Source organism: Zoogloea sp., assembly GCF_030157465.1.
Lineage (GTDB): Bacteria > Pseudomonadota > Gammaproteobacteria > Burkholderiales > Rhodocyclaceae > Zoogloea.
Genome location: NZ_JAOAUU010000079.1, coordinates 1 through 21,297 on the forward strand (window position 1 = coordinate 1; position 21,297 = coordinate 21,297).

Consider the following 21,297-nt stretch of genomic DNA (forward strand, 5'->3'; position numbering starts at 1 on the left):
GCAAGAGAGGCCGCATTATAGAGAACTATCAAAAACAGTCAAGAGATTAAAGAGACTAAAGAGACAAATCTACCTCCACCGGCGATCAGTATTCCGGCCCGCCCCCTGTGTAGGTTCCCGAGAAATTCTCGAAACGGGTAAATTCACCGAGGAACGTCATGCGCACAGTACCGGTGGAGCCATTCCGGTGTTTCGAAATGATCAACTCGGCCATACCCTTATCAGGGGAGTCCGGATTGTAGATTTCATCCCTGTAAATAAACATGATGATGTCGGCATCCTGCTCAATAGCGCCCGACTCCCGCAAGTCCGAAGCCACAGGACGCTTGTTCGGTCGCTGCTCAAGACTTCGATTCAACTGGGACAGCGCAATGATCGGCACGTGCAATTCTTTTGCGAGAGATTTCACCGACCGGGAGATTTCCGACAATTCCGCCGAGCGGTTGTCACTTTCCTTTAGAGACGTCATCAGCTGCAGATAATCGATAACGATCAAGCCAAGGCGACCACATTGCCGGTGAAGCCGTCGACAACGCGCCCGAAGGTCGGTTGGATTTAGACCTGGCGTCTCATCGATAAAAATCGGGGCTTCATGAAGCTTGCCAAGCGCATAAGTCAGCCGCTGCCACTCTTCGTCGTTCAGCTTGCCGGACCGGATCTTGCTCTGATCGATTCGCCCGACCGACGACAGGAAACGCGTTGCAAGTTGAGTCCCTGGCATTTCCATAGAAAAAACCGCGACCGGCAATCCACCCTCCACTGCCACATGCTCAGCGATATTCAGGGCCAACGATGTTTTGCCCATACCCGGACGCGCGGCAAGGACGATCATGTCGGAGGGCTGCAGGCCTGACGTTTTCTCGTCAAGGTCAGTCAGACCGGTCGCCACCCCGGTAACCCCTGCCGGAGAGTCACGATCGTAAAGCTCCTGGATACGATCAACGACCTGACCGAGAATCGGCTGTATCGGCACAAAGCCACTCACTGTCCGAGCACCGGCCTCGGCAATCTCAAAGACCTTGGCCTCGGCCTCATCAAGGAGCGTCTTCGCGTCCTTACCCGACGGCGTTAGCGCACTTGCTGCAATCTGATCGCCGACAGACACCAACTTGCGAAGAATTGCCCGCTCACGGACGATTTCGCCATAACGACGTACGTTGGCGGCAGACGGCGTGCTATTGGCAATCTCGCCAAGATAGGCAAGCCCCCCGACATGCTCGGACTCGCCATTTTTCTCGAGCGCCTCGTAAACCGTAACCACATCAGCCGGCTTGCCCAGCTCAATCAGGCGCGCAATCTGTCGAAATATTCGCCGATGGTCGTCCCGGTAGAAATCAGCCTCATTGACGATATCGCCAACCCGCTCCCAAACGGCATTGTCGATCAACAACCCGCCGAGCAAGGACTGCTCGGCCTCGATGGAGTGCGGCGGCAACCGCAACGCGGACATTACGGGATCGTCCACCTGGCCTTGAGTTTTACGCATAAGACATCTGCAATCGGAAAATACCGGCCACTTTCGGCCTGAAAAACAAAAAAGGGCTGCACGTGGCAGCCCTTCTTGATGGGGAGCAAAGCTCTCCTTCCGATCAGTTCTCGCCAACCACCGTAACGCTGATGGTAGCAGTCACGTCGGTATGCAGAGAGACGGTGACTTGAGATTCACCGACGACCTTCAGCGGACCTTCGGGCATGCGCACGGCAGCCTTCTCGACGGCGAAACCCTTTGCCTTCAGTGCATCAGCGACGTCAGCATTGGTCACGGAGCCGAACAGACGGCCATCCACACCTGCCTTGCGAGCGATGGTGACGGAGAGACCTTCGACCTTTTCAGCCTGGGCCTGAGCCGCAGCCAGCTGCTCGGCAGCCAGACGCTCGAGCTCGGCGCGACGGGCCTCGAACTCGGCCAGGTTCGCCGTGTTGGCACGCTTGGCTTTGCCTTGGGGAATCAAGTAGTTACGAGCGTAACCGTCCTTGACTTTAACCACATCACCGAGGCCACCCAGATTGACGACCTTGTCCAAAAGAATGATTTGCATGCTATCTCTCCGGGATTACTGGTGCAGATCGGTGTAAGGCAGGAGCGCGAGGAAGCGGGCACGCTTGATCGCGGTGGACAGCTGACGCTGATAGCCAGACTTGGTGCCAGTGATGCGAGCCGGCATGATCTTGGCGTTTTCAGTGATGAAATCCTTAAGGATGTCCACATCCTTGTAGTCGATCTCTTCAATTTTCTCTGCGCTGAAACGGCAGAACTTGCGACGCTTGAAAAGGCTCCGACCGCCACGGTCGTCCTTACGCTTCGTTGCTGGCTTGAATGCCATGATTCGTTCCTTCCAAAAATTCGATCGTATCGATATGCAGCACAGGCACCCTGCTGCGCAGACTTTTCGCTGCAAAGAAACCAGTGAGCCGGGCGGGGCTTCCGAGCCGGGCAACAGCAAGCAATTTTGCTTTGTCACCGACCGCCACCACCTGCAGCTCAAGCTCTACGTCACGCGAGAGCCCCGCTTCCACCTGCTTCGAACGGTGCTCGATGCGCCCTGCCAGCACCGGCACGCCGCCGGGGGAGTAGCGCATCTGACCGATCTCGGCCAGGATGCCATCTATCTCAAAACTGTTGCGACCTGCTTCCTGCAAATCAGGCGGCGGGCTGCTGCTCGGCCGGCTTGACCTCTTCAGAGGAAGTCAGGGAGCGAGCTTTTTCTTCCTTCATCATCGGCGACGGCGTCGTGACGGCGCGCTTCATGCGGATGGAGAGATGGCGCAGGATGGCGTCGTTGAACTTGAAGCCATGCTCCAGTTCGGCGATGGTGGGCTGATCGCACTCGATGTTCATCAGCACGTAGTGAGCCTTGTGGATCTTGTCGATCGGGTAGGCCAACTGACGGCGACCCCAGTCTTCCAGACGATGAATCTGGCCGCCCTGGGTGGTAACGAGGCTACGGTAACGCTCGATCATGGCGGGCACCTGCTCGCTTTGATCGGGGTGGACAATGAATACGACTTCGTAATGACGCATGAAATCTCCTTCTGGATCAAAACCCTCCGTCATGCGAACGGTAGGGCAAGGTAAAAAATCGTCCGAACGAGGCAATGCGTGCGCCAATACTGCCTGGCACACGCAAACCTTTCGGGGGAATTCTTGGCGGAGAGGGCGGGATTCGAACCCGCGTTAGGATATTATCCTAAACACGCTTTCCAGGCGTGCGACTTAAACCACTCATCCACCTCTCCAGATGGAGGCGGCAATATACATTAACTTTTCAGAATGTCAAAGCCTCTTTTTGGATTTCAGTGTTTTCCCCGCCCGTCCGGCATCCGGACGTAGTCGACCAAGGCTTGCACCTCGGGCGGCGGAGGCGGGGTAAGAAGACTCACCACGGCGATTACGACAAAGCCTACCGATACGCCGAAAACCCCGCTGGATATCGGATGGATGTCGAGCCAAGCGTCGCCCATGCTGCCGCCGAAGAAGGGGTGAGTGCGCACGATATAGAGCAGCGTGACCCCCATGCCGGCGATCATTCCGGTGACAGCACCCCATTTGTTGGCGCGTTTCCAGAAGATGCCGAGCACCAGCGCCGGAAAGAAGGCGGAGGCTGCGATGGAGAACGCGAGCCCGACCATGAAGAGAATGTTGTCCGGCCGCAGGGATGCGACCCAGGCGGCCACCACCGCCACCACCAGCAACTGGGACTTGGTGATCACCAGGCGCCGTTGGGTGGAGGCTTCCGGATTGATCATCTTGTAGTAAAGATCATGGGACAGCGCGTGGGATATCGTCAGCAGCAGCCCATCAGCGGTCGACAACGCAGCCGCCAGGCCGCCCGCCGCGACAAGTCCGGACACCACGTAGGGCAATCCGGCGAGTTCAGGCACCAGCAACAGGATCGCGTCACTGTTGATGGAAAGCTCGGCCAGCTGCAGGATGCCGTCACCATTGATGTCGTCGATCTTTACAAGCCCGACCCGCCCCCATGAGGCGACCCAGTGAGGAAGCGTTTCGATATTCGAGCCCACCAGGCTGCTATAGACCTCCCACTTGGCGAAAACGGCATAGGCGGGAGCCGTGACGTAGAGCAGGAAGATGAAGAGCAGCGACCAGAACACCGACCGGCGTGCCTCGCGAACGCTGGGCGTCGTGTAGTAGCGCGTCAGGATGTGGGGCAAGGCTGCGGTACCAATCATCAGCACGAAGACCAGCGCGATGAAATTGTTGCGGGCGTTATCCCGGGCCGCCTGGTCGGCGCCCGGGTGGGCCTCGGCGTGCGGCGGAGGATGCATCGTGCGCGCCAGACTGTCCTGCCTCACGCGATCCCATTTGACGCGCGCCTCGTCGGGCGTGCGCGGCACGTCACGCAGCAGGCGCTCGGCGACGGCGATTTCGCGGGCGCTGGCACCCTGCGCACGCAGATCGTTGGCTTTCTGCACCAGGGCAAGGCGTTCAGTCGTGAGCGATTCGGGCAAGGCGGCAATCTTGCGGGCGTATTCATCGGCCCGCCCCTGGTAAAGGAGACGGACTGCGCTCTCCCGCGGCTCGGAAAACAACTCGAGCTCCTTCACGCCCAGATCGTGCAACACCTGCCCGTACATGACCTGCGGCACCGGTACGCCTGTCACCTTGTAAGAGAGGATTGCCACCGGCACCAGGTAGGCGATGATCAGGATCAGGTACTGGGCGACCTGTGTCCAGGTCACCGCACGCATGCCCCCCAGAAAGGAGCACACGAGAATGCCGGCCAGCCCCACGAATACGCCGATCTCGAACTCGATGCCGATGAAGCGGCTGGTGATCAGGCCCACGCCGTAGATTTGCGCCACCACGTAAACGAAGCTCGCCAGCACAGCGGCAAAAACACCAACAACCCGTGCGAAATGGCCTTCATAACGGGCACCGAGAAAATCCGGGATCGTGAATTGGCCAAACTTGCGCAAAAAGGGCGCGAGCAGCAGGGCCACCAGCACATAGCCGCCGGTCCACCCGGTCACGAAGGCCAGCCCCTCGAAGCCTGCGTAGTAAAGCGTGCCGGCCAGGCCGATGAAGGACGCCGCGCTCATCCAGTCGGCGGCCGTAGCCATGCCGTTGAAGAGTGCCGGCACGCGCCGCCCCGCAACGTAATACTCGGAGACGTCGGAGGTTCGGCTCATCACGCCGATTGCCGCGTAGATGGCGATGGTCAGAAACAGGAAAATCTGGCCGATCCAGCGCGGCGACAGTCCGAACTGCTCGGCCACGGCGAGCAGTCCGACGAAACTGACGAAAACGAGGGCGTAGATGAGGTAATAACGCCCCAGGCGCCGGAAGAAGGCTGGCTGGGAACTCATTGGCGCACGCCCTTAGCCCTCGTCCTTTACGCCGTAGCGCTTTTCAAGTCGGACCATCCCTCGATCGTAGAGCCACACGATGCAGATGAAAATGATCAGGGATCCCTGGCCGGCCATGTAAAAACCCAATGGCCAGCCAAAAAAAACCACGCTATTCAGCTCGTCGGCAAACCAGCCGGGCAGAAAACTCGCGCTGGCCCAGACCAGCAGCAACACGGTGGTGAGTCTCAGCGTTGCGCGCCAGTAAGCCCGCGACCTTGCATCGCTTTCGCCTTGACTGCCATTTACGTTCTGGCTCACATGTCGCTCCTCAATTCGGCCCGACATCCGGGCAGCCCTGCCGGGGGGCGAGTATAGCCCGCCGGCCCTGCTAAAGCTGATAACGGGTCTGGAGCTTGTGCTGAAGTCTGCGGGCCTGGCGGAACGACTCTTTCAGGAAAGCCCGCTCAAGATCGTTCAGATCGTCGGGCGACACCCGGTTGGCTGGCGAACCCGGAACACGCTGGCGACGCAGCCGGAGTTGCTGGATAAAATCCAGCGCCTCCACCAGCGCATCGCACTCACGACTATCCCAGTGCAAGGCCGCGCCGGCGGCCCGGATGCGCTCCGCGGTGGAGGTTTCTGGCAGACCGAGGGCCAGCGCGTAGATACGCGCCGCATCGACGAACGGCCGGCAGCCGTCTCGTTTGAGATCGAGCTGACCGGTTTCGCGGTCAACGACGAAATCGCGAATACGCCCGAGTGGAGGGCCGCTCTGCAACGCATTCGCCGCCATGAAGCGCAGGAACAGTGGATTATCAGCGGCCACCTGCAGCAGCCAGCGCTTCAGGGCCATCGGCAGCGCCCAATCGCCCGCCAGCGGCCGGAAATCGAAAAAAATGGTGGAATTGAGCAGATCGTCGGCGCTGGCGGCACGCATCCACTCGGCAAAGCACCCACGCCACTCGGCCAGGGACAGGCACCATTTAGGATTGCCGGCCATCACCCCGCCCTTGCAGAGCGAGAATCCGCATTGATCCAGCAAGGCATTGACGTGCTGGGCAAAGGGCAGAAAGCGCGCCCGGAGCAGATCGGGATCCTCGCCTTTGTCGGTGGCAAAAATGAGCCCGTTATCCTGATCCGTGACCAGGGTCTGCTCGAGGCGCCCTTCGGATCCGAAGGCCAGCCAGCACCAGCGAACCAGTGGCAGATCGAACTCGGCCTCGGCCAGGTCGATGGCGGTCAGCACGATGAGGTCGTTGAGAATCGCGATCCATTCGTTGATGCGTCCGGCACTTTCGCCCCGATCCACCATCGCCGCGGCAGACGCCTGCACCTGCCGGGCCGCGGCGGCAAGGGCGTCGGCACTGGAGGCCGCCTGGATGGCCTCGACGAGATCGTCCGCCAGCGGCCACCGGCTGGCGTAGAGATCGCTGCGTGACACCACCCCCGCAAAGCGGCCGGACTCGTCGACGACGACAAGGTGACGCAGATCGTTACGGGCAAGAATCAGGCGTGCTTGATGAGGGCTGGCCTGCAGCGGCAGCGCGACGACACCGCCGGTCATGACGCTGGCCACCGGCGCGTCGAGATCACCGCCGACGAGAGCGACCCGCTCGATGGCGTCCCGCCGGGTAAGGATGCCGAGCGGCTGGAAGCTCGCGGAATCGACCACCACGACCGTCCCGACCCGCCCGGCGCCCATCCGCCCAAGGGCCTCACGCACGCTGAGCTCGGGCCCCACACACACCGGCGGGCGACGAATCAGCGCCGCCAGCCCGCCTCCACGCTCAGATCCGGCGGACATTACATCCACCACTCAATATTTGACGCGGGCGTAGTAAGTCTTCTCCGAGGCACGCCGGGCCTCGCCGAGCGTACGAATGCCCATCTCGGCAAGCAGCGGAATCATGCGCAGGAAGACTTCGCCGGTGACGATCGCGTCGCCGATCGCCGTGTGCCGCCCCATGATGTTGACGCCCATCCGCTCGGAAATGGCTTCGAGCCGGTGGGATTCCTGGGACGGGTGAAGCACCGCAGACAGCAGCAGGGTGTCGAGTACAGGTTGATCAAAGCGGATGCCGGTGCCCTCCTCCTTCAACTGCAGGAAGCGCATGTCGAAGGCTGCGTTGTGAGCCACCAGCACCGTATCTTCGGCAAAGGCATGAAACGCCGGCAATACCTTGCTCATCGGCGGCTGGCCGACGAGCATCTCCGGGGTAATGCCATGGATCTTGGTCGACGCTTCGGGCAGTTCGCGCAGTGGATCGACCAGTTGGTCGAAGGACTCCGACCTGAGGAGCTTCCCGTTGACGATGCGCGTCGCGCCGATCTGGATGATCTCGTCACCTTCGGAAGGATTGAGGCCGGTGGTTTCGGTATCGAAAACCGTAAACGCCAGTTCGGAGAGCAGGCGATCGTCCAGTTCGTGAGTGCCTTCGATCCGCTTGAAGAGATCGAAATCGTAATATTCAGGACGGCTTTCACCCTTGAGATAGGTAGCGGCCTCCACCTGGTCCTGCGGTGCGGCGGACGGCAGCAGCAGGCGGAAGAAGGCCCTGTGCTGGGTTTTCTCGCGCTGCAGCCAGATCTCGCCGTCGTGTCGGGCTATGACGTCGCGCACCGTGAGCGGCGAACTCTCGCCGGCGAAGGTCATCGGCTCCAATTCCCAGGCCATCACGGTTTCGGTGCTCATCGCCTGGCCGGACCAGATCAAATCAAGATGCACCAGACGCCCGGCCGAGGCGAGCCGAAAACGCACCTCACGCACCTCGAACTCATCCGACAGCCGGCTGGCAAGGTAGCTGATGGCCTGCAGCAGCGAGAAGCTGTCAACCTTGACCCACACGCCCGGGTCCACATCCTCCAGCTTGGTCGGCAGGCCGAGCTTCTTCTCGACCCGGCGCTGGGCCGCAGCCACCAGATCGGCACCGAGCATTTCATCGAGGGGCCAGCGGGTCTTCAGGGAGTCGGCAAAGGCGTTGGCGGTTTCATCCAGCCGGCTGCTCATTCCCTGAACTTCATCGCGAATCACGGTGAGGAAGCGGTCTTTCAGTTCGGCGTCGAGATCGGGGTACTCCAGCATCTCGGCCGCAGCGCGCAGGTTGGCGAGGGACGAGCGGCTGCCTTCGGTAAGGGAGTGCAGCATCTGGTCGCGCTTCGTCTCGGCCTCGAAGTTGCGGGTGATGTTGTCGAGCATCAGCACAAAACCCGACACCGCGGCATCCCCGTCGGCTTCCACATTGGTCGCCATGACCGGCGCCATCTGCACGCGCAGCAACTGGCCGGCGCGGGTGGTGGTGACAAAATTGGCCACGGGCTGGGCGCTCTGGCGACGGATGCGCTCCTGGATGCTCTCGAGCGCATGGACAATCAGGCTGCGCTCGAAAACCATGTAGATGGAACGCCCGAGCCCGATGATTTCGCCGCCACCGGCCGCCGCCGGCGCGTCGGACATGGCCTTGAACTGCAGCCGGGCGCGGTTGTTGTAGAGCAGGATGCGGCCGTCCAGGTTGCAGACCACAACACTCTGGTTGAGCTCGGACATCAGCGCCGCCAGCCGGTTGCGCTCTTCCTCGACAGACAGGCGTGCCTCGCGGATTCGCGCCTCCACGTCCTCCTGAAGCCCGCGCCGCTGATCGGCAAGGCTGTTGACCGCCTCGGCGATACGCTGCAGATCCGGCGAACCGGATGGCTTGAGGCGCCGCGCGGGATCGGTCCCGACGATCAGGCCGATTTCGTCCGCCAACAGCGCCGGCCCGGCAATATGATCCTGGGCGAAGGACTTCATCAGCACGGCGGCAGCCCCCGCGCCAACCAGCCCGATCATGATCAGCAGGCCGAGGCGGGGATTCAGGATGGGCTCCAGAATCGCTCGCTCTTCGGGCCCCAGATCGCGCCACACCGTGAAGCCTGCCGCGGCCATCACCCCCACAACCAGAATGCAGGCCGTGGCGATCGCCAGTGCCTGCCGCGATTTGAGGCTCACGCGGGAAGTTCCAGCAAGGACTTCACCTTGGCGACCAGCTCTTTGGTGGAGAAGGGCTTGGTCATGTAGGCATCCGCCCCCATCGCCATGCCCTTGCTGACCTCGGTCTCGCGCCCCTTGGCGGTCAGCATCAGGATGCGCGTGCCCTGCAGGGCGGGTTCGGCGCGGATCTCCTGGCAGACCTCGTAGCCGTTCTTGCGCGGCATCATGACATCGAGCAGCACCAGATCGGGCGCCTCGCTGCGCACCTTGTCGAGGGCTTCCTGACCGTCGTTGGCGATGCAAACGACGAAGCCCTCCCGCTTCATCAAGAACTCCAGAGAAATAACGATGTTTTGCTCGTCATCGGCAATCAGTATTTTTTTGGTCATTTTCCCCCCTCCCTCATCGTTGCCCGAGGCGCGGCTACCGGCATGCAAACCTCATCCGCGGGCACGTGCATCCGTAGTTTATCCTGCCTCTTCTTTCGTTTCTGTTGATTTCCCGCAAGGCATCAGAAACGAGAATGTCGCGCCCTCGCCGGGCACGCTCTCCACCCACAGGCGCCCGCCGTAGTGCTCGACGATCTGGCGGCTGATCGGCAGCCCGAGACCGGTGCCCTGGGGCTTGTCGGTCATGGTATTGCCCCCCTGCCGAAACTTCTCGAACACGACCCGTTGCTCCTCGGGCGTGAGACCCGGGCCGTTGTCGCGCACATCCACGCGCAGACCCTCGCCGGTCTGCGTCAGACTTACCCACACCCGCCCCTGCCCCCGCAAAACAAATTTCACGGCGTTGGAAAGCAGGTTCAGCATCACCTGAACCAGCCTGTCGCGATCGGCGATCAGGATCGGTACGTGATCAGGCAGATTGATTTCGAGCGCCACTCCCTTGTCCTTGAACAACTGGCTGGTGGACGCCGCAGCCTGCTCGATCACCTCGACAAGCCGGACCTCGCCGTTTTGCCATTCGGCATGGCCGGACTCGATCTTGGCCATGTCGAGCACCTGGTTCACCAGGCGGGTCAGACGTTCGGTTTCGCTGACGATGATGCCGAGAAAGCGCTTCCGGTCTTCCAGGTCGATCTTGGGATCCTCCAGCAGCATCTCGGAAAAAGCCCGGATCGACGTCAGCGGCGTCCGCAGTTCGTGGGTTACCGAGGACATGAAATCGTCCTTCAGGAGATCCAGCTCCTTGAGGCGCTCGTTGGCGCTGCGCAGCTCCCGGGTGGCGGCTTCCAGCTCGAGGGATTTTTGCTCCAGGCGCTTCGAGTACGCACGCACCTGGGAGGCCTCGTCGAGGATGTTCATCACCTCGTCGAGACCAAGCGGCTCCTCCTTGACCACCGAGGCCACCATGACCCGGGCCGACGCACTTCCGATTGCACCGGCCAGCGTCGTCTCGGCAAAGTGAACCAGCCCGGCGTCGGCCTGCAAGGCCTCGACACTCGTCACCCCGCGCGACCGCGCATATTCGGCGAAAACCCCATGCGCCCGCTCACGGCCGATGAAGCGGCCGATCAGCGGAAGCAGGTCTCCAATCTGCGCGCTGCCGCGCCAGAACGCACCACCGGACGGACGGCTTTGCTTGAAGACATCGACGAACAAGATCGCCTGTCCGGCCTCGATCGCGTTCGGCCGGCGCATCAGGGACACGCAGACGTAGCCGCCAATGTTGACGAGCATGCTCCAGAACAAACTGTGGGCAATCGGGTCGAGGCCCTTGAGGCCGAACAACTCCTGAGGCCGCAACAGCTCCAGGCCAAAGAGCCCGTGCTGCAAAAATTCGATGGGAAGCCAGCCTGACTTGGCGAAGGATGGCAGCAGCAGCGTATACAGCCACACCGCAAACCCGCCCGACAAGCCTGCCAGCGCCCCCGGGCGTGTGCCACCGCGCCAGTACATGCCCCCGATCATCGCCGGTGCAAACTGGGCCACCGCAGCAAAACTGATCAGCCCGATACTGACCAGCGCATGAGCCTCGCCGGCCAGCCGGAAATACAGGTAACCCAGGAGCAAAATCAGGACGATCGCCCCGCGCCGGATGCCCAGCAGCACCCCCGTAAAATCATCCTGCCCCTGCAGGGCCGGCCAGCGATAGCGCAGCAGCAGCGGCATCACCAAGTCATTGCAGACCATCGTGGACAGGGCAATGGTCTCGACGATGACCATCCCGGTTGCTGCCGACAGGCCGCCGATGAACACCAGCAGAGCCAGCCAGCCCTGCCCGAAGGCCATCGGCAGGGTCAGCACGAAAGTGTCGGCATCCACGCTCTGCCCGGCAAACAGCATCAGCCCGCCAAGGGCGATGGGCAGCACGAAGACGTTGATCAGGAGCATGTACAGCGGAAAAAGCCAGATCGCCCGGCGCAGGTGGTTTTCATTGACGTTCTCGACCACCGCCACCTGAAACTGGCGCGGCAGGAACATCACCGCCAGCATCGACAGCAGCGTCAGCGCAAACCAGCTGCCATAGCTGTTGCCCCCCGCGCCCATGCGCATCAGCCCCTGCAGGTCGGCGTGTTGTGCAGCCTGCGAAAAGACATCGCCAAAGCCATCGAAGATGCCGAACGTGACGTACACGCCGACGCCGACGAAGATCACCAGCTTGACCAGCGACTCGAACGCCACCGCAGCCACCATACCCTCGTGGCGCTCGGTGGCATCCAGATGGCGGGTGCCGAACAAGATCGTGAACGCCGCCATGATCAGCGCAATGTAGAACGCCGTATCGGCCAGCCAGGGAACAGTGCCTGCCTTGGCCGGCATCACGATGGCCGGGTAGAGGGTAAGGATTGCAAAACTGTTCGAAACCGCTTTCAACTGCAGCGCGATGTAAGGCAGCACGCCAAGCACCGCGATGACGGTGACCAGCCCGCCCAGCAGGTGGCTCTTGCCATAGCGGGATGCGATGAAATCTGCGATCGAGGTAATGCGGTTCGTCTTGCCGATACGCACCATCTTCAACATCACGAACCACCACAAGGCAACAACCAGGGTGGGGCCGAGGAAGATGGGCACAAAGCCGAGCCCCGACGAAGCCGCCCGCCCGACGCTGCCGTAGTAAGTCCAGGTGGTGCAATAAACGGCCAGCGACAACGCATAAATTGTCGGATTGGCGATGATCGAACGCCCTGCATCGGCGCGCTTGTCGCCGACGTAGGCCACTGCGAAGAGCAGCAGCAGGTAAAGAAATGAGGCGACGACGATGGTGGTTCCGGTCAGCATGACACCCCCGCTAACGCTCGATGATCCACGCCATCAGCGCGATCACGGCAGCCCAGAGACCGAAGACATAAAGGTAGATAGCAGGAACACCCAACCAGGCGCGCTCCACATCGAACATCGACAGAATCGGGTAGTTCAACAGCACCCACCCTAGAAGGAACAGCGCCACCAGGCGCTGGCCGGTCAGCGTAGCCTTGATCATTTCGCCTCCTGCCGTTGGTTCATGCTTGCCCGGAATTTATAAGCCGAAAAGAAGGTTTTTACGAGCGCGGCTGAAAATATCTGCCCACCGACCAGGCAAGCGGCAAAGCCGTGCCTCGACACGTCAAGCCCTATTCATCGACACACGAACGACAGGCGAAAAAAAGGCGCGAAATCCGCGCCTTTTTCTCCCCCTCAAACCCCCGGCCTGACTGCGCCGGGTTCCTCCCCTGTTATTTCCTTGACGGCTCGCGTTGTTATTGTTCCGGCAATGCGCGGAAAGCCGGTTGCGGGCCGCCCCCGGCCTCAAGGCCGGGGCGATACGACCAATCGATTACTTGAGCTGCTCCAGGATTGCCGGGTTCTCCAGAGTCGAGGTGTCCTGGGTGATTTCCTCGCCCTTGGCCAGCTGACGGAGCAGACGGCGCATGATCTTGCCGGAGCGGGTTTTCGGCAGGTTCTCACCGAAGCGGATGTCCTTCGGCTTGGCGATGGGGCCAATTTCCTGACCAACCCAGTTCTGCAGTTCCTTGATCACCGCAACAGCAGCGTCGCCGGTCGGGCGGGCGCCCTTCAGCACCACGAAGGCCACGATGGCTTCGCCGGTCATGTCGTCCGGACGGCCGACTACGGCCGCTTCGGCAACCTTCTCGTGAGCCACCAGCGCGGATTCGATTTCCATCGTGCCCATGCGGTGCCCGGAGACGTTCAGCACGTCGTCGATACGACCGGTAATGGTGAAGTAGCCGGTGTCCTTGTCACGGATCGCACCGTCGCCCGCCAGGTAAAGCTTGCCCTGGAAGTCGGCCGGATAGTAAGACTTTACGAAACGGTCGGCGTCACCCCAGATATTGCGGATCATCGACGGCCACGGACGCTTGACGACAAGGATGCCGCCCTGGCCCCACGGCACTTCGGTGCCGGTTTCATCGACGACTGCAGCCATGATGCCCGGGAAGGGCAGCGTGCAGGAGCCGGCAATCAGCGGCGTGGCGCCGGGCAGCGGGGTAATCATGTGGCCGCCGGTCTCGGTCTGCCAGAAGGTATCGACGATCGGGCAGCGGCTGCCACCAACGTTCTCGTAGTACCACTCCCAGGCAGCCGGGTTGATCGGCTCGCCAACGGAACCGAGCAGGCGCAGGGACGACAGATCGTATTTGTTCGGATGCACGGCCGGGGTGTTGTCCGCAGCCTTGATCAGGGAGCGGATGGCGGTCGGTGCAGTGTAGAAGATGCTGACCTTGTGGTCCTGGATCATTTTCCAGAAACGGCCGGCGTCCGGGTAGGTGGGCACGCCTTCGAACACGATCTCGGTCGCACCGCAGGCCAGCGGGCCGTAGGTGATGTAGGTGTGGCCCGTGACCCAGCCGATGTCGGCCGTGCACCAGAAGACGTCGTCCGGCTTGATGTCGAACGTGTACTTCATGGTCAGGACGGCGTGCAGCAGGTAGCCGCCGGTGGAGTGCTGAACGCCCTTGGGCTTGCCGGTGGAGCCGGAGGTGTAGAGCAGGAACAGCGGGTGCTCGGCTTCGACCCATTCCGGTTCGCAGACATCGGACTGGCTGGCGACCAGGTCATCAGCCCAAACGTCGCGACCTGCAACCATCGCGGTTTCTGCGCCGGTGCGCTTCACGACGATGACGTTCTTGATGGAGGGGCAACCACTTGCCAGCGCTTCGTCAGCGATGGACTTGAGGGGCAGCGCCTTGCCGCCGCGGTTCTGGCCGTCAGAGGTAATGAGGGCCACGGCGCCGGCATCGTTGATGCGGTCAGCCAGGGACTGGGCGGAGAAGCCGCCGAACACGATGGAATGGGTGGCGCCGATGCGGGCACACGCCTGCATGGCAACAACACCTTCGATGGACATCGGCAGGTAGATGACGACGCGGTCACCCTTCTTGACGCCGACGCTCTTCAGGCCGTTTGCAAACTTGCAGACGCGGCCGAGCAGATCCTTGTAAGTAACCTTGGTGACGTCGCCCTTGTCGCCTTCGAAGATCAGCGCGACCTTGTCGCCAAGGCCCTTATTAACCTGGCGATCGAGGCAGTTGTAGGAGACGTTCAGCTTGCCATCGGCAAACCATTTGAAGAACGGAGCATTGCTTTCATCGAGGACCTGGGTAAACGGGGTCTGCCAGTCGAGCAGCTCCCTGGAGTGCCGAGCCCAAAAACCTTCGTAGTCCTTCTCTGCTTCAGCGCAGAGCGCCTTGTACGCGTCCATGCCCGACACGGCAGCGTTCTTCACCACCTCTTCGGACGGATAGTAGAACTTCAGGGTGGTTTCGTTCGTCATTTTTCACCTCTCCTCGTGTTTTATGAGTGTGCAACGTTGATGCTCTAAACCCTGGCTGGTGGGGGTGCAGACCGTTCAATTACGCAGGCATCCGTGTTGTGTTTTTCTTGGTGTGCCGATCGTGCATCCGCCGAGGATTAAAGTCGATCAATCTTACACATGACTTACACCCGTGTGCACGCCGTACTGCAACGGGTGCAGGCTGCACTGCCCTGCCACCCTTCGAGCCGTAAATCAGCAGTTCCCCGCCAAGCTGATTCTCAAGCTTTCCCCGCTTTCCACCGGATGCCGTCCGCTCCACACAAAAACTCTTTTGACATAGAATCGACAACTGTAAAAAAAGACATACGATTACGCAAATGACGTTCCATCCCCACCTGGCGCTCGCTCTGGCACTGGCAACCGCGGCCTGCACATCCCTGCCGCCAAGCCCGCCGTCGACAAGCCACATCCGCGCGGATGGAAGCGTGCAGGCGTCGCCAGCCATTCCGCCGCTGGTGCCCGACATCCTGCCGCTGCCACGTCCGGCAGCCGAGCCCAAGGTGGAAACGTATTCCGTGGTCGTCACAAACCTGAACATCCAGGACCTGCTCTTCGCCCTCGCCCGCGATGCCCGGATCAACATCGACATTCACCCCGGCCTCACCGGCACGGTCACTCTCAACGCCATCAACCAGACCCTGCCGCAAATCCTGTCGCGCCTCGCCCGGCAAGTGGACATGCGCTACGAATTCGACGGCCCCAACCTGCTGGTGATGCCCGACAGTCCCTTCCTGCGCAGCTATCGCGTGGATTACGTCAACCTCAGCCGAAACGTCTCGGGCACCGTATCCACCAACACCCAGATCGCAACCAGCGGCACCGGCACCACCTATTCGGGCAACGCTGGCCTGCCGGCGAGCAGCATGGTCAGCGGCGGCAACGTTTCCGCCACCCGCATCGAAAACACCTCGCGCAACCAGTTCTGGGAATCGGTCGAGAAAAACCTCCGCGACCTCCTGCGCGAAACCGACAAGATCCTCCCCGAAGGCTCCAGCGAAACCCTCATCGAAAACGTCGAAACCGCCACCACCACCGGCACAGGAGCCGGCCTCGCCCAGTCCTCCGCAGGCACAGGCAATCGCTCCCGCAGCCGCAACGTCCCGCAGCAAGCTGGTGGTGGTGGCCTGGCGGCCAGCCCCGGCCCCGCCGCCATGCAGAACAGCACCACCACCATGGTGCATAAATCCACCTTCCGAGAAGCGGCGTCCGTCATCGCCAACCGCGAGACCGGCGTCGTCACCGTCCGAGCTACCGGGCGCCAGCACGAAAAAGTGCGCGAATTCATCGACGAAGTGATGGTCGCAGCCCGCCGCCAGGTTCTCATCGAGGCCACGATCCTCGAAGTCGGCTTGTCCGACACCTATCGCCAGGGCATCGAATGGCGGCGCATCCTCGATAGTGGCACCCGTTTCGGCATCACCGGCCCGGCGCTCGGCGCCAGCACCGGCAACGCCGTCACGCCCTTCAGCCTCGCCTACAGCAGCGCCGGCGGCATCGACTCGACGATCCGGCTCCTCGAAGGTTTCGGCACGGTCAAAGTGCTGTCCAGCCCCAAGCTGTCAGTGCTCAACAACCAGACCGCCGTGATCAAGGTGGTTGAAGAGTATGTCTACTTCAACGTCAAGGCCGACACCACCCAGACGGCCAACACCGGCGCCCTGACCACCGTCACCACTACGCCCCAGGCCGTTTCCGTCGGTCTCGTCATGACGGTCACACCGCAGGTCAGCGAGAACGACGAGATCATCCTCAACGTGCGCCCCACCATCTCCAGCATCGCCGACTTCCGGCGCGACCCGAATCCCAACATCCCGGCCAGCATCGCCAATCTCGTGCCGCAGATCCGCACCCGCGAGATCGAATCCATCCTGCGCCTGGGCAACGGCGAAACCGCCATCCTCGGTGGCCTGATGGAAGACCGCATCGACTACAAGACCGGCCGCGTCCCGCTCATCGGAGCCATCCCGCTGCTCGGCGAGCTCTTCACCAACCGGGACAACGCCATTCAGAAGACCGAGCTGGTCATATTCCTGCGCCCCATCGTCGTGCGCGAGCCTGGTGTCATCGCCAACACCCCCCACCTGCGCCAGTTACTCCCTGCCGGTAACTTCCTCACCGACACACCCCGCCCCGGCAGCCGTAACTTTCCCCCGCCACGCACGGCGGGCGAGATCGCCAGCCCCGGAGCAGGCACCCCATGAGCCTGCTGCTCGACGTCCTGCGCAAGGCCGAGGAAGGACATCCCCAAACCGGGACTACCCCGGCAAGGCCCGCCCTCTCGCTGGCTCGCATCGAACTGGAACCGCTCCCCGAAGCAACACACCGGCAAACCGCGCAATCCGCCTCCACGGCGCATGAACAGATACCCTCCGAAGCCAACCCGACGACTGCGGCAACCCCGCGCCCCGCCCCCGAAGCCCCTGCACCGACCCTGCCGCCGGCCCGATCCGCACGCCGCGCATGGCAACCAATCCTTGTCGCCGCCCTCACCACCGGCCTGATCTCCGCCGCCTGGCTTTGGCTGACACCGGAACCCGCATCGCTTGCCCACGCCACCCCCGCACCGGCCCGGCTCCCCGACCTTGTGCCGGAGCCACCCGCCAGCCCGGCGCCAGCATTCCCCCCCGAACCCGAACAGGAAACCGCCGCCCAGCCGGTCAGTACCCAGCCCGCCACGGTCATGGCGCGCGCGCAAAAACCGGAACCCAGGTCAGTCATCCACGAGCCTGCCTCCGAGCACGAAGAAGCCGTCCATTTCCAGCGCGGCACGGCCGACACCGCCCCCGCGGCGCAGCTCACAAGCCGCGCCCACGATGCCTACACCATCAGCAAGCTGCAGCTCGCACAAACGCTTTACCACGAGGCCCTCGCCGCCGACCCCGCAAACGTCGACGCCCTGGACGGACTCGGTGCCATCGCCCTGCGCGACAGGCGCCCGGCCGAGGCCGAAGCCTACTTTCGGCGCGCACTCCTCGCCCGGCCCCACGACTCGGTCGCCCTCGCCGGCCTCAGCCGGCTACAAGCCTCCGATCCGCAGCAAACCGAAACGCGCCTGAAAAACCACCTCGCCAGCCAGCCCGACGCACCCGCCCCACACCTCGCCCTGGCCGAAACACTGGCCCACCAGCAGCGCTGGGCCGAAGCCCAGCAAGCGTGGTTTCAGGCCCACCGCCTCGCCCCCCACGAGCCCGACATCGCCTACAACCTCGCCGTCAGCCTCGACCACCTCGGCCAGCGCCGCCCCGCCGCCAGCTACTACCGCAAGGCACTGGACCTGGCCAATCACCAGCCCGCCCGCTTCCCCCGCGAGCACTGCGAAACCCGCCTGAAAACCCTGCAGGCCCCGGAGCCCGCACCATGAACCCGGCCGCAATCCCCATCGGACAAACCCTCCTCGAACTCGGCCTGATCAGCGCCGATCAGCTCCACATCGCCCTGCGCGAACAAGGCCGGAGTGGCGAAGCCCTTGGCCGCCAGCTGGTACGCCTCGGCTTTCTCTCCGAAGCCACCCTGCGCGATGCCCTCGCCCGCACCTTAGACCGGCCCAGCGCCGACCTCGCCCACCTGCTGCCCGACGCCGAAGCCCTGGCCCTCGTCCCCCAGCATGTCGCCAAGCGCCTCAAGCTCATCCCGCTCAGCTACGACGCCGCCCGGCAGCGCCTCGTCATCGCCTCCGGTGAAATCGACAACCTCGTCGCCCTCGACCAGCTCGGCAGCCTGCTGCCACCCGGCACACAAGTCGAGATCCAGCTCGCCGGCGACTCCGACATCGCCCGCGCCATCGACCAGCTCTACGGCCACGAACTGTCCATCGATGGCATCCTGCATGAAATCGAAACCGGTGAGCCCGACCTCCGCAGCCCCTCCGGCCGCGCCGGCGAATACGCCCAGCCGGTGGTCCGGCTCATCGACGCGCTGCTCACCGACGCCGTCAAGCGCGACGCCTCCGACATCCACTTCGAACCCGAAGCCGCCTTTCTGCGCATCCGTTACCGCATCGACGGCCTACTGCGCCAGATCCGCGCCCTTCATAAATCCTGCTGGCCGGCCATGGCCGTACGCCTCAAGGTGATGGCGGGGCTCAACATCGCCGAAACCCGCGCACCGCAGGATGGCCGCATCTCGCTCCACGTCAGCGGGCGGCCGGTGGATTTCCGCGTCGCCACCCAGCCCACCATCCACGGCGAAAACATCGTCCTCCGGATCCTCGACCGCCAGAAAGGCCTCGTCGCCCTCGATCAGCTCGGCCTCGCCGACCCCCAGCTCGATCTGCTCAAACTGATGATCGCCCGCCCCGAAGGCCTGATCCTCGTCACCGGCCCCACCGGCAGCGGCAAAACCACCACGCTGTATTCAATCCTCGGCCACATCAACGCCGAAGGCATCAACATCATGACGCTGGAGGATCCGGTCGAGTACCCGATGCCGATGATCCGGCAAACGGCCGTTTCCGATTCCGCCCGCCTCGATTTCGCCAACGGCGTACGCGCCATGCTGCGGCAGGATCCGGACGTCATCCTTGTTGGTGAAATACGCGATGCCGACACGGCCCGCATGGCCCTGCAGGCCGCCATGACCGGGCACCAGGTCTTCTCCACACTGCACACCAACTCGGCCATCGGGGCCATTCCGCGCCTGCTCGACATCGGCATTCTTCCCGACATCCTCGCCGGCAACATCATCGGCATCGTCGCCCAGCGCCTCGTCCGCAGGCTCTGCCCGGCGTGCCGCGAAGCCCATCCCGCAAGGGATTACGAACTGCGCCTGCTGGCCCTGCCCGACACGGCCGAACGCCCTCTGCTGCATCAGCCCAAGGGCTGCCCGCGCTGCGACTTCCAGGGCTACCGCGGACGCCTCGCCATCATGGAACTTCTTCGCATCGATCCCGATCTCGACGAACACATCGCCCGTCGCAGCACCGCCCGCGAGATCCGCCAGGCCGCAATCCAGAAAGGTTTCCGCCCCCTCGCCGACGACGGCACCCGCCGAGTCCTCGAAGGCGAAACCTCCCTCGAAGAACTCTGCAGGGTGGTCAACCTCACCGACCGCATGTTCCCATGACCCCCTTCGCCTACCGGGCCGTCGACCCGCGCGGGCGAATCGTTCGCGGCCGGCTAGATGCCGGCAATCTTGCAGAGCTCGAACTGCGCCTCTCCCGCCTGGATCTCGAACTCCTCCACGGCAAGCCAGCCCCCCGGCGGCACGCCCCGTGGCAACGGCAACTGCCGCGGCGTGAGCTGATCAACTTCTGCTTTCACCTCGAACAATTCCTGCAGGCCGGCGTGCCCATCATCGAAAGCCTCGCCGACCTGCGCGACACCATCGAGCACCCGCACTTCCGCGAAATCGTCACCAGCCTCGTCGACGCCATCGAAGGCGGCGAAACACTGTCCCAGGCCCTGGAGCGCCACCCCCAGGTTTTCGACAACGTCTTCTGCAGCCTCATCCGCGCCGGCGAACGGGCCGGTGAGCTGCCCACCGTGCTGCGCGCCATCTCAAGCGCCCTCAAGCGCGACGACGAACTCGCCGCCTTCACCCGCCGCATCGCCATCTACCCGGCCATCGTCGCCCTCGTCATCCTCGCCGCCATCGGCGTCGCGCTGATCCACGTGGTTCCCGAACTCGCCCGCCTGTTCCACAGCGCCGGCCAGCCGCTACCGCTGCAAACCCGCCTGCTGATAGGCCTGTCCAGCTTCGTGCGCAGCTACGGCTGGCTGCTGCTCGGCGGAGCCGGCCTCGGCTTCATCGCCTTCCGCCACGCCCTGGCCAGCCGGCCGGCTTTCCGGCTCTGGTTCGACGACGCGCTGCTGCGCCTGCCGCTTCTCGGCGACGTGCGCAAGAAGCTCATCCTCGCCCGCTTCACCGGCCTCTTCGCACTGATGTACAGCTCCGGCATCACCATCGTCGACGCGCTGAACGTCGCCGAAGACGTGGTCGGCAACGCCGCCCTCAAAGAAGGCCTCACCCGCGTCGGCCACGGCATCGAGCGCGGCCTCAAGCTCTCCGAAGCCTTCGGCGCCGTTAACCTCTTCCCGCCACTGGTCACCCGCATGCTGCGCGTCGGCGAAAGCACCGGTGCCCTCGACGCCTCCCTCGCCAACGTCAGCTATTTCTATGAGCGAGACGTGCGCGAAGCCATCGAACGCCTCCAGGCCGGCATCGAACCCGCCCTCACCGTCATCCTCGGCATGCTGCTGCTCGCCGTGATGAGCGCAGTCATGCTGCCGATCTACGACATCGTCACGCGGATGAAAATCTGA

Annotated in this window: 17 protein-coding genes and 1 tRNA gene; 4 read left to right on the forward strand and 14 right to left on the reverse strand. The window is 62.8% G+C overall.

Annotated features, from left to right (window positions below; genetic code table 11):
- Positions 1–85 precede the first annotated feature (85 nt).
- The 14 genes from dnaB to acs form a co-directional block, all read right to left on the reverse strand.
- Positions 86–1,486 carry a replicative DNA helicase gene (gene dnaB, locus Q1W26_RS10185; RefSeq protein ID WP_300439381.1) on the reverse strand — a complete coding sequence of 467 codons (1,401 nt, stop codon included), beginning with the start codon at positions 1,484–1,486 and terminating at the stop codon, positions 86–88.
- A gap of 103 nt (positions 1,487–1,589) precedes the next feature.
- Positions 1,590–2,039, reverse strand: coding sequence for a 50S ribosomal protein L9 (rplI, locus tag Q1W26_RS10190; protein WP_300439383.1), 450 nt, complete (start codon positions 2,037–2,039; stop codon positions 1,590–1,592).
- Positions 2,040–2,054: 15 nt separating this feature from the next.
- The gene (gene rpsR / locus Q1W26_RS10195) at positions 2,055–2,324 is read right to left on the reverse strand and encodes a 30S ribosomal protein S18 (protein ID WP_079437456.1); all 270 of its coding nucleotides are present in this window, start codon (positions 2,322–2,324) and stop codon (positions 2,055–2,057) included.
- Positions 2,296–2,640, reverse strand: coding sequence for a primosomal replication protein N (gene priB, locus Q1W26_RS10200; RefSeq protein WP_300439385.1), 345 nt, complete (start codon positions 2,638–2,640; stop codon positions 2,296–2,298). The genes rpsR and priB overlap by 29 nt, the downstream gene beginning before the upstream one ends.
- A 1-nt stretch (position 2,641) precedes the next feature.
- Positions 2,642–3,022 carry a 30S ribosomal protein S6 gene (gene rpsF / locus Q1W26_RS10205; RefSeq protein WP_300439387.1) on the reverse strand — a complete coding sequence of 127 codons (381 nt, stop codon included), beginning with the start codon at positions 3,020–3,022 and terminating at the stop codon, positions 2,642–2,644.
- Between the two features lie 124 nt (positions 3,023–3,146).
- Positions 3,147–3,237 (reverse strand) — tRNA-Ser (locus Q1W26_RS10210).
- Positions 3,238–3,294: 57 nt separating this feature from the next.
- The gene (locus Q1W26_RS10215) at positions 3,295–5,328 is read right to left on the reverse strand and encodes a sodium:solute symporter family protein (RefSeq protein ID WP_300439388.1); all 2,034 of its coding nucleotides are present in this window, start codon (positions 5,326–5,328) and stop codon (positions 3,295–3,297) included.
- 12 nt (positions 5,329–5,340) lie between these two features.
- A complete protein-coding gene (locus tag Q1W26_RS10220; protein ID WP_300439390.1) occupies positions 5,341–5,628 on the reverse strand; it encodes a DUF4212 domain-containing protein in 288 nt (95 codons plus the stop codon).
- 70 nt (positions 5,629–5,698) lie between these two features.
- Positions 5,699–7,114: a DUF294 nucleotidyltransferase-like domain-containing protein gene (locus Q1W26_RS10225; protein WP_300439392.1), complete on the reverse strand. Its 1,416-nt coding sequence runs from the start codon at positions 7,112–7,114 to the stop codon at positions 5,699–5,701.
- Positions 7,115–7,126: 12 nt separating this feature from the next.
- Complete coding sequence (locus tag Q1W26_RS10230; protein ID WP_300439698.1) at positions 7,127–9,232, reverse strand: exonuclease domain-containing protein; 2,106 nt, start codon at positions 9,230–9,232, stop codon at positions 7,127–7,129.
- Positions 9,233–9,291: 59 nt separating this feature from the next.
- Complete coding sequence (locus Q1W26_RS10235; protein ID WP_300439394.1) at positions 9,292–9,666, reverse strand: response regulator; 375 nt, start codon at positions 9,664–9,666, stop codon at positions 9,292–9,294.
- A gap of 78 nt (positions 9,667–9,744) precedes the next feature.
- On the reverse strand, positions 9,745–12,501 hold the full coding sequence (locus Q1W26_RS10240; RefSeq protein WP_300439395.1) for a sensor histidine kinase: 2,757 nt from the start codon (positions 12,499–12,501) through the stop codon (positions 9,745–9,747).
- A 10-nt stretch (positions 12,502–12,511) separates the two neighbouring features.
- Positions 12,512–12,703: a hypothetical protein gene (locus tag Q1W26_RS10245; protein ID WP_300439397.1), complete on the reverse strand. Its 192-nt coding sequence runs from the start codon at positions 12,701–12,703 to the stop codon at positions 12,512–12,514.
- 333 nt (positions 12,704–13,036) lie between these two features.
- Positions 13,037–14,995, reverse strand: a complete 1,959-nt coding sequence (acs, locus tag Q1W26_RS10250) for an acetate--CoA ligase (RefSeq protein ID WP_300439399.1) — start codon at positions 14,993–14,995, stop codon at positions 13,037–13,039.
- Between the two features lie 359 nt (positions 14,996–15,354).
- On the opposite strand from acs, the gene mshL reads away from it, so the two are divergent.
- From mshL to Q1W26_RS10270, 4 genes are read left to right on the forward strand one after another with little or no spacing between them, the layout of a single operon-like run.
- Positions 15,355–17,238: a pilus (MSHA type) biogenesis protein MshL gene (mshL, locus tag Q1W26_RS10255; RefSeq protein WP_300439401.1), complete on the forward strand. Its 1,884-nt coding sequence runs from the start codon at positions 15,355–15,357 to the stop codon at positions 17,236–17,238.
- Positions 17,235–18,398, forward strand: a complete 1,164-nt coding sequence (locus Q1W26_RS10260; RefSeq protein WP_300439403.1) for a tetratricopeptide repeat protein — start codon at positions 17,235–17,237, stop codon at positions 18,396–18,398. The genes mshL and Q1W26_RS10260 overlap by 4 nt, the downstream gene beginning before the upstream one ends.
- Positions 18,395–20,098 (forward strand): GspE/PulE family protein, encoded by a 1,704-nt coding sequence (locus tag Q1W26_RS10265; RefSeq protein ID WP_300439405.1) that lies wholly within the window; start codon positions 18,395–18,397, stop codon positions 20,096–20,098. Before Q1W26_RS10260 ends, Q1W26_RS10265 begins: the two co-directional genes overlap by 4 nt.
- Positions 20,095–21,297 carry a type II secretion system F family protein gene (locus tag Q1W26_RS10270; RefSeq protein WP_300439407.1) on the forward strand — a complete coding sequence of 401 codons (1,203 nt, stop codon included), beginning with the start codon at positions 20,095–20,097 and terminating at the stop codon, positions 21,295–21,297. The genes Q1W26_RS10265 and Q1W26_RS10270 overlap by 4 nt, the downstream gene beginning before the upstream one ends.